The organism is Streptomyces nanhaiensis (assembly GCF_046614825.1).
GTDB lineage: Bacteria > Actinomycetota > Actinomycetes > Streptomycetales > Streptomycetaceae > Streptomyces > Streptomyces radiopugnans.
On the sequence record NZ_JBKJFM010000169.1, the window covers coordinates 1 to 12,438 of the forward strand.

Sequence of the window (12,438 nt, forward strand, 5' to 3'; positions counted from 1 at the left end):
CCGCTCCCGGGTGGCTGCGGCGCCGGTGCTGCACCTCGGCGGGCCTCCGGCGGACCGGCTCGGGGCGGACGCCCTGCCGCTCGGCCAGGAGCCGCAGGCAGGACCAGCGGGCCAGCGCGTACAGCCAGGGCCGGTGCAGCGCCGTGTCGGCGGGGGTGCGGCCGCGGCGGCGCTGCCGCTCGGCGACGGCCAGGGCCTCGCCGAGGACGGAGATGGCCGCCTCGTGCTCGCACATGACGGACAGGCAGTAGGTGAACAGCCCGTCCAGGTGGTCCCGGTAGGGGTCGACGGGTGCCGGCGGCCGGGCCGCGGCGCGGTGCGTGCCACGGTGCGCCCGGTGTACGCCGGTGGTGTGCGTGGGGTGCTCGCGCCGAGTGCTCATCACCCAGCCGACCGTAGGCGGAAGGCCGGGCATCGCTGGTGATGCTTGCGTGGGTTTAACCCTTACGGGTGACGATCTGCGGTAAAACGCACAAACGCTCAGTGGTGGGCGGCAGGGGGTTGCGCGAGGGCGCACGGGGACCGGTCCAGTGCGGCGTCCGCCCCGCCGGGCCACCGCCCGCTCCGCCCCGCCGGCCCGCCCCGCGCCCGCCGGGGCCCGGCTGTCAGAGGCTCCGGCTACCGTGAGCCCCATGGCTGCCCGCAAGTCGTCCGCCAAGGACCGCCCCGCCTACCGCTGCACCGAGTGCGGCTACACCACCGCCAAGTGGCTCGGCCGCTGCCCGGAGTGCCACGCCTGGGGCACCGTCGAGGAGACCGGCGGCACCCCGGCCGTCCGCACCACCGCGCCCGGCCGGGTCTCGTCCCCCGCGCTGCCCATCGGCCAGGTGAACGGACAGGTGGCCACCGCGCGCAGCACGGGCGTGCCCGAGCTGGACAGGGTGCTGGGCGGCGGTCTGGTGCCGGGCGCGGTGGTGCTGCTGGCGGGCGAGCCGGGGGTGGGCAAGTCCACGCTGCTGCTGGACGTCGCGGCCAAGGCGGCCGACGCCGACCGCCGCACGCTCTACGTCACCGGTGAGGAGTCGGCCGGGCAGGTGCGGCTGCGGGCGGACCGGATCGGGGCGATAAGCGACCACCTGTACCTGGCGGCCGAGACGGACCTGTCGGCCGTCCTGGGCCATCTGGACGAGGTGAAGCCCTCGCTGCTCGTCCTGGACTCGGTGCAGACGGTCGCCTCCCCCGAGATCGACGGCGCGCCCGGCGGCATGGCCCAGGTGCGGGAGGTCGCCGGGGCGCTGATCCGGGCCTCCAAGGAGCGCGGGATGTCCACGCTGCTGGTGGGCCACGTCACCAAGGACGGCGCCATCGCCGGTCCGCGCCTGCTGGAGCACCTGGTGGACGTGGTCCTGCAGTTCGAGGGCGACCGGCACGCCCGGCTGCGGCTGGTGCGCGGTGTGAAGAACCGCTACGGCGCCACCGACGAGGTGGGCTGCTTCGAGCTGCACGACGAGGGCATCACCGGTCTGGCCGACCCGTCGGGCCTCTTCCTCACCCGCCGGGACGAACCCGTGCCCGGCACCTGTCTGACCGTCACCCTGGAGGGCCGCCGCCCGCTGGTGGCCGAGGTGCAGTCGCTGACGGTGGACTCCCAGATCCCCTCCCCCCGGCGCACCACGTCCGGGCTGGAGACCTCGCGCGTGTCGATGATGCTGGCCGTGCTGGAGCAGCGGGGGCGGATCAACGCGCTGGGCAAGCGGGACGTCTACACCGCCACCGTCGGCGGGGTGCGGCTGTCGGAGCCCGCGGCCGACCTGGCGATGGCGCTCGCGCTGGCCAGCGCCGCCAGCGACACCCCGCTCCCGAAGAACCTGGTGGCCATCGGCGAGGTGGGACTGGCCGGCGAGGTCAGGCGGGTGACGGGCGTGCAGCGCCGGCTGGCGGAGGCCGCGCGGCTGGGCTTCACCCACGCCCTGGTGCCCACCGATCCGGGCAGGGTGCCGGCGGGGATGCGGGTGCGGGAGGTGGCGGACATAGGGGAGGCGCTGCGGGTCCTGCCCGCCCGGCCTTCGCGGTCGGAGCGGTCCGAGCGGTCCGAGCGTGACGGGCCCGAACAGCCCGGCCGCGACGGGTCCGACCGGAGCACGCCACACGAGGGCCGGCGCCGCCGGTAGACTTTGCCCTGGTCTCGCCCGTACGTACGCATGACCCGAAGGAGTGCCGTGGCAGCCAACGACCGGGCAGCAACCGGCGCCGACGGCCTGTTGCGCGCCTCACTGAGCGCGGTCGCGCCTGGTACGGCCCTGCGCGACGGCCTGGAGCGCGTCCTGCGGGGGAACACCGGCGGGCTCATCGTCCTGGGCATGGACAAGACCGTCGAGGCGCTGTGCTCCGGCGGTTTCGTGCTGGACGTGGAGTTCAGCGCGACGCGGCTGCGCGAGCTGTGCAAGCTGGACGGCGCGCTGATCCTCGACAGGGACATCACCAAGATCGTGCGGGCGGGCGTGCAGCTCGTGCCGGACGCCTCGATCCCCACGGAGGAGACGGGCACCCGGCACCGCACCGCGCAGCGGGTGTCGATCCAGACCGGTTTCCCGGTGGTGTCGGTGAGCCAGTCGATGCGGCTGATCGCGCTGTACGTGGACGGCCAGCGGCGCGTGCTGGAGGACTCGGCGGCGATCCTGTCCCGGGCCAACCAGGCGCTGGCGACGCTGGAGCGGTACAAGCTGCGCCTGGACGAGGTGGCGGGCACGCTCTCCGCGCTGGAGATCGAGGACCTGGTGACGGTCCGGGACGTCTCCGCGGTGTCGCAGCGGCTGGAGATGGTGCGGCGGATCGCCACGGAGATCGCCGAGTACGTGGTGGAGCTGGGCACGGACGGGCGGCTGCTCTCCCTCCAGCTCGACGAGCTGATCGCGGGCGTGGAGCCCGAACGCGAGCTGGTCGCCCGCGACTACGTGCCCGAGCCGACCGCCAAGCGGTCCCGCACGGTCACCGAGGCGCTGACCGAACTGGACCGGCTGACCCACACCGAGCTGCTCGAACTGCCCACGGTGGCCAAGGCTTTGGGGTACAGCGGATCGCCGGAGACGCTGGACTCGGCGGTCTCGCCGCGCGGCTACCGCCTGCTGGCGAAGGTGCCCCGGCTGCCGAACGCCGTGATCGAGCGGCTGGTCGAGCACTTCGGCGGACTGCAGAAGCTGCTGGCCGCGAGCGTGGACGACCTGCAGACCGTCGACGGGGTGGGCGAGGCGCGGGCCAGGTCGGTGCGCGAGGGCCTGTCGCGGCTGGCGGAGTCGTCGATCCTGGAGCGGTACGTCTGACGGGTGCGCCCGGCCTCCGGGCAGCACGGCGGGCCCTGGTCGGCCCGGTCCTGTTCGGCCCCGCCCGGCCCCCTTCGTTCCGTGGCGCGGGCGGCCCGGGCGGCCCGGGCCGGGGCTCAGTCCTTGGTGAGGACGAACGAGGTGCGCACCTTCTCCAGGCCCTCCACCTCGGCCTCGACCAGATAGGTGCCGGCCTTCGCCTCGGCGCCCGGCGTACCGCACTCGGGAGTGCTGTGCCTGCGGTCCCACTCAAGGGTGCGTACGGCCGTACCGCCCGCCGGGACCTTGTAGAAGGCGGAGCGGGCGCCCTTCGGGCAGTGCTCGGACTTCCAGACCTTCTCGTCGCCGTCCTCGGTCTCGATGATGGTGAAGGCCGTGGCGCCGGTGCCGAAGTCGACCTTGCAGGCGCCGCCGTCCCCGTTCCGCACGGTCAGCCGGAAGACGGGCTCCTCACCGGGCGCGTAGCGGTTCTCCTCGCTGCGCAGCGTCACCTCGACCGAGCCGGGGCGGCAGTCGGGAATGGTGGAGTCGGCCGGCACGGCCTCGACTCCGCCCGAGACGACGCCGGCGGTGCCGCCGCCCGCTCCCCCGGTGCCCGAACCGCCCGAACCGGAACCGGAACCGTTCGCGCCGCCTTCGCCCTCGCCGTCCGCGCCTCCGCCGCCGGATCCGGCGCCGGCGGACCCCGCCGTGTCGCCGCCGGTGCCGTCCGTGTCTCCCGAACCGCCCGAACCGCCCGACCCGCCGGTGCCGCCGGTGCCGCCGTCGGACTCCTCTCGCCCGCCGGGGCGTTCGCTGATCACGGACTCGGAGGAGGACGGTCCGGGCGTGATGGTGCCCGGCGCCTCGCCGCCGCCCTGCTTCCCGCCCTGGTCGCTCCCGCCGTCGCCGCCCTGCCCTCCGGACCTGACGGCCCATATGACGAGCAGTGCCAGGACCAGCAGGAGCGCAAGCACGACCCCCCTTCGCCTCCAGTAGATGGAAGAGGGAAGGGGCCCAACCGGATTGCGCAGAGATCCCACGCGCAAACCTTACGAGACATCAAGTGCCCCATACGGTCTTACCCGCCGCACAGGAGGTCAACTTTTATGATGAACGGTCCGGCGGGGTCCGAGGATCGCCAGGGGTGACGCCCGGCGATCGCAGAGGGTGATCGACCGGTCTCCTTCCGTACCGTTCGCACATGAGCAGTGATCTCCGAAGCGAAGCCCCAGGCGCGCCCGCGGACGGCTCCCGGGACGGTCTCCACAGCGAGCTCTACCGGGATGTCGCCGACTTCGCCCATGACACCCCGGGCTGGGCCCACGCACTCGCCGAGTACGGCACCGAGGGCGGGCTGCTGGTCCTCCTCGCGCTGCTGGCGGCGGCGTGCTGGCGGGTCCGGCGCGCCGAGCCGGGGACCCTGGCGCGGGCCCTGCTGGGCGGGGTGGCGGTGGCGGTGGCGTACGGCGTCAGCGAGGCCGTCAAGCTGGTCGTACGGGAGGAGCGGCCGTGCCGTGCGGTCGCGGGCGCGCCGGCCCCGATCGCGCCCTGCCCGGAGCCGGGCGACTGGTCCTTCCCCAGCAACCACGCCACCATCGCCGCCGCCGCGGCGGTGGCCGTCGTACTGGTCTGGCGGGCGGCGGCCTGGCTGGTGCTGCCGCTGGCCGTGCTGACGGCGTTCTCCCGGGTGTTCCTCGGGGTGCACTACCCGCACGACGTGGCGGCGGGCGCACTGCTGGGCGCGGCCGCGGTATTGCTGGTGACCCGGTCGGCGGCCGGGCCGGCGACCACGGTGACGGACCGGGCGCGGGCCGGGCTCGGCCGCGCCGGCCCCGCCTCGTAGGCGGCGGCCGAGGACGGTCCGCGCTCCTGCCGGAAGCCGGATGCCGCCCCCCCTCGGATGAAAGGGGCACATCGGGACGGGTGGTGCCCGCCGCCCATCGGCGCGGGCCGCTTCGCTGCCGCGCTCCTCCGTGTCAGGATCGGAGACGCCATGACTGCGACCACATCCGAGCACAGCGCCACCGGTCTGACCGCGACCGGCTTCCGTCCCCCCGAGTCCCCCACCCCCTCCGACCTCCACGGACCGGTCATCGACTGGTTCGGCGAGCACGCCCGCGACCTGCCCTGGCGCCGCCCCGAGGCGGGCGCCTGGGGTGTGATGGTCAGCGAGTTCATGCTCCAGCAGACGCCCGTCAGCCGGGTGCTGCCCGTGTACGAGCAGTGGCTCGCCCGCTGGCCCCGCCCCGCCGACCTGGCCGCCGAGCCGCCCGGCGAGGCGGTGCGCGCCTGGGGCCGTCTGGGCTATCCGCGCCGGGCCCTGCGGCTGCACGGCGCCGCCGCCGCCATAACGGAACGGCACGGCGGCGACGTGCCCAAGGAGCACGCGCAGCTCCTGGCCCTGCCGGGGGTGGGCGAGTACACGGCGGCCGCCGTGGCCTCCTTCGCCTACGGGCAGCGGCACGCGGTGCTGGACACCAACGTCCGGCGGGTCTTCGCCCGCGCCTTCGGCGGCCGCGAGTTCCCGCCGACCGCCACCACCGCCGCCGAGCGCAGACTCGCCCGGGCCGTCCTGCCCGAGGAGGACGCGACGGCGGCACGGTGGGCGGCTGCCACGATGGAGCTGGGCGCCCTGGTGTGCACGGCCCGCAAACCGGACTGCGAGAACTGCCCGATCATGGACCTGTGCGCCTGGCGCCGCGCCGGCTCGCCCGCGCACGACGGTCCGCCGCGCCGCGGCCAGAGCTACGCGGGTACCGACCGCCAGGTGCGCGGCAGGCTGCTGGCCGTGCTGCGCGATGCGGTGGGGCCGGTGCCGCAGGCGACGCTGGACGCGGTGTGGGACGAGCCGGTCCAGCGGGCGCGCGCGCTGGACGGGCTGGTCGCGGACGGGCTGGTCGAGCCGCTGGAGAACGGCGTCTACCGGCTGCCCCAGGGCCGCACCCCGCACACGCTCTCCGCTCCCCGCCGCCCGTACCCGCCGCCCGTACCCGCCGCCCGTACCCGCCGCCCGTACCCGCCGCCGTTCCGGCGGCTCCGCGCTCCCTCCGGGCACGCTCCGCAACCGCGGCGGGACCGGTGGGGCGGAGCGCGGGCCGGCGGGCGCGGGTCAGTCGCAGACCTCCGACCACTCCCGGCTCAGGACCGGCCCGGCCTCGCGCTCCTCGGCCAGCGAGTACCGGTTGCCGGACTCGTCCCGGAAGACCGCCTCGGTGCCGTGCGGCCCCTCGCGCGGCTCCTGGAGGAACTCCACGCCGCGCTCCACCAGCCACTCGTACGCGGAGCGGCAGTCGTCCGTCCGCAGTACGCCCGCTCCCAGGATCCCCTTGCGGACCAGTCCGGCCAGCGCCCGGGCCGACCCGGGGTCGATGCCGGGGCCGTCCGTCGGCACCAGCGTCAGCCCGACGTCGGGCTGGCCCTTGGCCCCGACGGTGATCCGGCGCGTTCCGTCCTCGATGACGTCGCCGCGCACCTCGAAGCCGAGCTTCTCGGTGAAGAACCTCAGGTCCCGCTCCTGGTCGGTGGACCAGACGGTGGCTGCGGCCAGACCCTTGATCATGGTGCCTCCCATGGTCGCGGACGTGCGGTCCCACCGTGGGCAGCGCGCCCACCGGCCCGTCCCTCCAGGATCGCGCCGTGCGCGGCGGTCCGTCCACAGTGCGGCGCGCCACGGGGCCCGGGACCGGGCGGAAGCCCGCGCGGGGCCCCCGCGCACACGGGCGCGGCCCGGGACCGTCGTACGGTCCCGGGCCGCGCCCGTGTTGCCGCCGTGCGGCTCGGTGGTGCCGTGCGCCGCCCCCGCCGGACGGCGGGAGCGCCTCACACGTCCCTGCGCCTCACGCGTCCTTGGAGAGGTTCGGGCCGCCGCCCGCCGCCGACTCCACCGGAGGGGCGTCCGGCAGGGCCGACTTCTCCTCGCCGCGGAAGGTGAACTTCTTCGCCTCGCCCTCGCCCTCGGTGTCGACGACCACGATGTGACCGGGGCGCAGCTCGCCGAAGAGGATCTTCTCCGACAGCACGTCCTCGATCTCCCGCTGGATCGTCCGGCGCAGCGGCCGGGCGCCCAGGACGGGGTCGTAGCCCTTCTTGGCGAGCAGCTTCTTGGCGTCCCCGCTGAGCTCGATGCCCATGTCGCGGTCCTTGAGCCGCTCGTCCACCTTGGCGACCATCAGGTCGACGATCCGGATGATGTCTTCCTCGGTGAGCTGGTGGAAGACGACCGTGTCGTCGACGCGGTTGAGGAACTCGGGCCGGAAGTGCTGCTTGAGCTCCTCGTTGACCTTGGCCTTCATCCGCTCGTAGCCGGTCTTGACGTCGCCCTGGGCGGCGAAGCCCAGGTTGAAGCCCTTGGAGATGTCCCGGGTGCCGAGGTTGGTCGTCATGATGATGACGGTGTTCTTGAAGTCCACGACCCGGCCCTGGGAGTCGGTCAGCCGACCGTCCTCCAGGATCTGCAGCAGCGAGTTGAAGATGTCCGGGTGGGCCTTCTCGACCTCGTCGAACAGGACGACCGAGAACGGCTTGCGGCGGACCTTCTCCGTGAGCTGGCCGCCCTCCTCGTACCCCACGTAACCGGGGGGCGAGCCGAAGAGCCGCGAGACGGTGTGCTTCTCGCTGAACTCCGACATGTCGAGGGAGATCAGGGCGTCCTCGTCGCCGAAAAGGAACTCCGCCAGCGTCTTGGACAGCTCGGTCTTACCCACACCGGACGGGCCGGCGAAGATGAACGAGCCACCGGGGCGCTTGGGGTCCTTCAGACCCGCCCTGGTGCGGCGGATGGCCTGGGAGAGCGCCTTGATGGCGTCCTCCTGCCCGATGACGCGCTTGTGCAGCTCGTCCTCCATGCGCAGCAGGCGCGAGGACTCCTCCTCGGTGAGCTTGAAGACCGGGATGCCCGTGGCCGTGGCCAGGACCTCGGCGATCAGCTCCTCGTCCACCTCGGCGACGACGTCCATGTCGCCGGCCTTCCACTCCTTCTCCCGCTTGGCCTTGGCCGCCAGGAGCTGCTTCTCGGTGTCGCGGAGGGAGGCCGCCTTCTCGAAGTCCTGCGAGTCGATCGCGGACTCCTTCTCCCGGCGCACGTTCGCGATCTTCTCGTCGAACTCGCGCAGGTCCGGCGGTGCGGTCATGCGGCGGATGCGCATCCGGGAACCGGCCTCGTCGATCAGGTCGATCGCCTTGTCCGGCAGGAAGCGGTCCGAGATGTAGCGGTCGGCGAGCTGCGCGGCGGCCACCAGGGCGGCGTCCGTGATGGACACCCGGTGGTGCGCCTCGTAGCGGTCGCGCAGACCCTTGAGGATCTCGATGGTGTGCGGCAGCGACGGCTCGGCGACCTGGATGGGCTGGAAGCGGCGCTCCAGGGCCGCGTCCTTCTCCAGGTGCTTGCGGTACTCGTCCAGCGTCGTCGCGCCGATGGTCTGGAGTTCCCCGCGGGCCAGCATCGGCTTGAGGATGCTGGCGGCGTCGATCGCGCCCTCGGCGGCGCCCGCACCCACCAGGGTGTGGAGCTCGTCGATGAACAGGATGATGTCGCCGCGGGTGCGGATCTCCTTGAGGACCTTCTTCAGGCGCTCCTCGAAGTCACCGCGGTAGCGGGACCCGGCGACCAGGGCGCCCAGGTCCAGCGTGTACAGGTGCTTGTCCTTGAGCGTCTCGGGCACCTCGCCCTTGACGATGGCCTGGGCCAGGCCCTCGACGACCGCCGTCTTGCCGACGCCGGGCTCGCCGATGAGGACCGGGTTGTTCTTGGTGCGGCGGGACAGCACCTGCATGACCCGCTCGATCTCCTTCTCGCGCCCGATGACCGGGTCGAGCTTGGACTCGCGGGCCGCCTGGGTGAGGTTGCGGCCGAACTGGTCCAGCACCAGGGAGGTCGAGGGGGTGCCCTCGGCGGGGCCGCCCGCGGTGGCCGCCTCCTTGCCGCCGGAGTAGCCGGAGAGCAGCTGGATGACCTGCTGCCGCACCCGGTTGAGATCGGCGCCGAGCTTGACGAGGACCTGGGCGGCGACGCCCTCGCCCTCGCGGATCAGGCCGAGCAGGATGTGCTCGGTGCCGATGTAGTTGTGGCCGAGCTGAAGGGCCTCGCGGAGCGACAGCTCCAGGACCTTCTTGGCACGGGGGGTGAAGGGGATGTGACCGGACGGGGCCTGCTGGCCCTGGCCGATGATCTCCTCCACCTGCTGGCGGACCGCCTCGAGCGAAATCCCGAGGCTCTCCAGTGCCTTAGCGGCGACACCCTCACCCTCGTGGATCAGGCCCAGGAGGATGTGCTCGGTGCCGATGTAGTTGTGGTTGAGCATCCGGGCTTCTTCCTGAGCCAGGACGACAACCCGCCGCGCGCGGTCGGTGAACCTCTCGAACATCGTTAATCGCTCCTCAGAGCGGTCAGGCAGTAAGGGGTCGGTCCCCTCCCTGTCCTTCCGCAGCTTAGTCCCGCAAGCGGGGACCGCTCATTCCAACTGCCGACACCCGTCCGGATCGCTCCCGCGCTGGCGGGGGAGGAGAGCCCGTTACCTCTCGCCCTCGTCCCGAACAGCCGACAACAGTTCCAACCCGATGGTGCGAGACGATGTTCCCGCAGGCCAGACATATCCGCCCGCTTCCACTACGCCGACGGCGAACGCTCCTGGGCCGCCACGTCCGTCCACCGCTCCATCGCCGGTGCCGCACCCCCGTTCCACGTGGGATTTCTTCACCGACTTCTTACCCCGGGACACCGACGGTCCATGCCGGGCAGGGCGGGGGCATCCGCTACTGGCGAACACTCTTGCGTGGCGCACCGCACCTTCCCCACTCGCCCGCCGGGCACTCGGGGTAGCGGTTCGGGACTCTGTGTGACGGACGTGCGGACCGGTGGCCCTTCCGCGCGAGGCGCATGTGACGTACGCGACCGGCGCATGTGATGTACGCGACGTACGTGACGTACACGGTGTACGCGAAGTACACGGCGCGCACGGGACGCCCCGGAGCACCCGGCGGCCGCCCGGAGGGCGCGGCGCCGCGGGACGCGGGCGGCACCGTCCGGAGCATGACGGGCCCGGCCGCCCGGCCGCGGACGTCCCCGGGGAGGCCGCGGCACGGCTGCGGCCTCCCGGACGGGGCGCTGAGCGGATCCCGCCGGTCCGGTGAGCGCGGCGGCGGAGCGCTCACCGCACGCCGCTCGCCCGCGCGCCTCAGGCGTTCGCCTTCTCGTAGGCCTCGCGGATGTTGGCGGGGACACGGCCGCGGTCGTTGACCTCGTAACCGTTCTCCTTCGCCCAGGCGCGGATCTTCGCGGTGTCCTGGCTCGCGCCGCCGGCGGCCGGGCGGGACTTTCCGCGAGCCGAACGGCCACCGGTGCGACGACCGTTCCTGACGTAAGGCTCCAGCAGGTCGCGGAGCTTGTCCGCGTTGGCGGTGGTGAGGTCGATCTCGTAGGTCTTGCCGTCGAGAGCGAACGTCACGGTCTCGTCGGCCTCACCGCCGTCGATGTCGTCGACAAGAAGGACCTGAACCTTCTGCGCCACCGGTTACTCCCATTCGTCGTGTGTGGTCAGTCACCGAAAACCGATTACTGATACTGACGACGAAAGCAAACCGCTTTTCCCGGGAAAACACAAACCCTCGGGGAACATTGCCGGGCCGGTCCGGCCGGATTGGAGGGATCTTTCGGACATAGGGCGCACGGCGCGGGCACCTCATAGGTGCAGCAGCATCCGTGTGTTGCCCAAGGTGTTGGGTTTCACTCGTTCGAGCCCCAGGAACTCGGCCACACCTTCGTCATAGGAACGCAGCAGCTCGCTGTAGACATCCCCGTCCACCGGTGTCTCGCCGATCTCGGTGAAGCCGTGCCGGGCGAAGAAGTCCACTTCGAAGGTGAGGCAGAAAATGCGCCGGACTCCCAGCCAGCGCGCGGTCTGCAGCAACTTCTCCAGCACCAGGTGCCCCACTCCCGTGCCCCTGAGGGCGGGATCGACCGCGAGCGTGCGGACCTCGGCCAGGTCCTCCCACATCACGTGGAGGGCACCGCAGGCGACGACCTCGCCGTCGTGGTCGCGTTCGGCGACCCAGAACTCCTGGATGTCCTCGTAAAGCGTCACCGTCGCTTTGTCGAGGAGGATGCGGTCGCGCGCGTAGGCGTCGATGAGGCGCCGCACGGTGCGCACATCGCTTGTTCTCGCCCTGCGGACGGTGACCTCGCTTACGGGGCTTGCGGGGCTTACGCGACTTACGGCTTCTGGCATGTCGGGGACGCTATCGCTCCGGAGAACCGGGGCTCTCGCCGGGGGCGCCGGGGTGCGTGTCGTCGAGATGTGCGACGCGCAAGGCGTCCCGCAGTGCTTCCGTCTGTTCCGGCGACATCATCCCGAAGAAGGCCACCAGTGCCGCCGCGGGGTTGTCGCTCGCCGCCCAGGCTTCGTTCATGAGTGCCGCGGAGTAGGCGGCCCGGGTGGAGACGGCTTCATATCGATAGGCCCGGCCTTCGCGCTCTCGCCGCAGCCATCCCTTCTCCCGCAGGTTGTCCATTACGGTCATGACGGTGGTGTAGGCGATCGGCCGTTCACGCCGGAGGTCGTCGAGCACTTCTCTCACCGTGACCGGGCGGTTCCACTGCCATACCCGTGTCATCACCGCGTCTTCCAGCTCTCCCAGTGGCCGAGGCACACCAAGAACGATAGCCGCATATGAACGGTATTGAGCGCTTTGTTTTGGCCGTGCGTTAAACAAAGAGGAGCGCACACCGGGGAGATGAACCTCCCGGCGTGCGCTCCCGCGCCGCCGCAGCATCCGCCGTCCGGCGGTACACGCCGCCGGTGCGGGCCGCTAGCCCCTGGACGCGCCGTCGGCCGGTGACGCGCCGCGCGCGGCCTCGGCCCGCGCCAGGGCGCTGTCCACCGCGGCGTCCTCCTTGGACTTGTTGGCACCGCCCTGGCTCTTGACGATCGTCACGATGAGAGCGGTGAAGGCCACGGCCATCACCACGGACGGGGTGAGTGCGGCGATGTACTCCATGCCGGATCAGCCTCCTTGGATACCGGACCTCCAGCGTACCGGCGCCCCCGCCGGGCCCCCGCGGGGGCCCGGCGGCACGCGGCCCCGGGCGCCGGGCGTGAGTGCCGGGCACCGATGTCGGGCACGGACGTCGGGCACGGACGTCGGGCACGGATGTCGGGCACGGACGCCGGACCGCGGGCGGGCCGCGCGTCGGGCCGGGAGC

Annotated in this window: 10 protein-coding genes and 2 pseudogenes; 4 read left to right on the forward strand and 8 right to left on the reverse strand. The window is 72.5% G+C overall.

The window, feature by feature from the left end:
• A pseudogene (locus ACLIYP_RS26045) lies at positions 1–382 on the reverse strand (sigma-70 family RNA polymerase sigma factor); the annotation flags it as partial.
• A 250-nt stretch (positions 383–632) separates the two neighbouring features.
• Here ACLIYP_RS26045 and radA point away from each other — a divergent pair.
• Positions 633–2,111: a DNA repair protein RadA gene (gene radA / locus ACLIYP_RS26050; protein ID WP_412715554.1), complete on the forward strand. Its 1,479-nt coding sequence runs from the start codon at positions 633–635 to the stop codon at positions 2,109–2,111.
• A 48-nt stretch (positions 2,112–2,159) separates the two neighbouring features.
• A complete protein-coding gene (gene disA / locus ACLIYP_RS26055) occupies positions 2,160–3,260 on the forward strand; it encodes a DNA integrity scanning diadenylate cyclase DisA (protein ID WP_412697885.1) in 1,101 nt (366 codons plus the stop codon).
• 116 nt (positions 3,261–3,376) lie between these two features.
• On the opposite strand, the gene ACLIYP_RS26060 is transcribed toward disA, so the two are convergent.
• Positions 3,377–4,216, reverse strand: coding sequence for a hypothetical protein (locus ACLIYP_RS26060; RefSeq protein ID WP_412715555.1), 840 nt, complete (start codon positions 4,214–4,216; stop codon positions 3,377–3,379).
• A 227-nt stretch (positions 4,217–4,443) separates the two neighbouring features.
• On the opposite strand from ACLIYP_RS26060, the gene ACLIYP_RS26065 reads away from it, so the two are divergent.
• Together ACLIYP_RS26065 and ACLIYP_RS26070 are read left to right on the forward strand one after the other, a co-directional pair.
• On the forward strand, positions 4,444–5,085 hold the full coding sequence (locus ACLIYP_RS26065; RefSeq protein WP_412715556.1) for a phosphatase PAP2 family protein: 642 nt from the start codon (positions 4,444–4,446) through the stop codon (positions 5,083–5,085).
• Positions 5,086–5,235: 150 nt separating this feature from the next.
• Positions 5,236–6,174 (forward strand): annotated as a pseudogene (locus tag ACLIYP_RS26070) (HhH-GPD family protein); the annotation flags it as partial.
• A gap of 177 nt (positions 6,175–6,351) precedes the next feature.
• Here ACLIYP_RS26070 and ACLIYP_RS26075 read toward each other — a convergent pair.
• The 6 genes from ACLIYP_RS26075 to ACLIYP_RS26100 form a co-directional block, all read right to left on the reverse strand.
• Positions 6,352–6,801, reverse strand: coding sequence for a VOC family protein (locus tag ACLIYP_RS26075; protein ID WP_412715557.1), 450 nt, complete (start codon positions 6,799–6,801; stop codon positions 6,352–6,354).
• 277 nt (positions 6,802–7,078) lie between these two features.
• Positions 7,079–9,604, reverse strand: a complete 2,526-nt coding sequence (locus ACLIYP_RS26080) for an ATP-dependent Clp protease ATP-binding subunit (protein WP_093657706.1) — start codon at positions 9,602–9,604, stop codon at positions 7,079–7,081.
• An 810-nt stretch (positions 9,605–10,414) separates the two neighbouring features.
• Entirely contained in the window at positions 10,415–10,747 is a 333-nt protein-coding gene (locus ACLIYP_RS26085) for a histone-like nucleoid-structuring protein Lsr2 (RefSeq protein WP_412715558.1), read from the reverse strand.
• 171 nt (positions 10,748–10,918) lie between these two features.
• A complete protein-coding gene (locus tag ACLIYP_RS26090) occupies positions 10,919–11,464 on the reverse strand; it encodes an amino-acid N-acetyltransferase (RefSeq protein ID WP_410537289.1) in 546 nt (181 codons plus the stop codon).
• A 10-nt stretch (positions 11,465–11,474) separates the two neighbouring features.
• Entirely contained in the window at positions 11,475–11,885 is a 411-nt protein-coding gene (locus ACLIYP_RS26095) for a BlaI/MecI/CopY family transcriptional regulator (RefSeq protein WP_412715559.1), read from the reverse strand.
• Positions 11,886–12,044: 159 nt separating this feature from the next.
• Positions 12,045–12,233: a hypothetical protein gene (locus tag ACLIYP_RS26100; protein WP_412715560.1), complete on the reverse strand. Its 189-nt coding sequence runs from the start codon at positions 12,231–12,233 to the stop codon at positions 12,045–12,047.
• Positions 12,234–12,438: the final 205 nt, after the last annotated feature.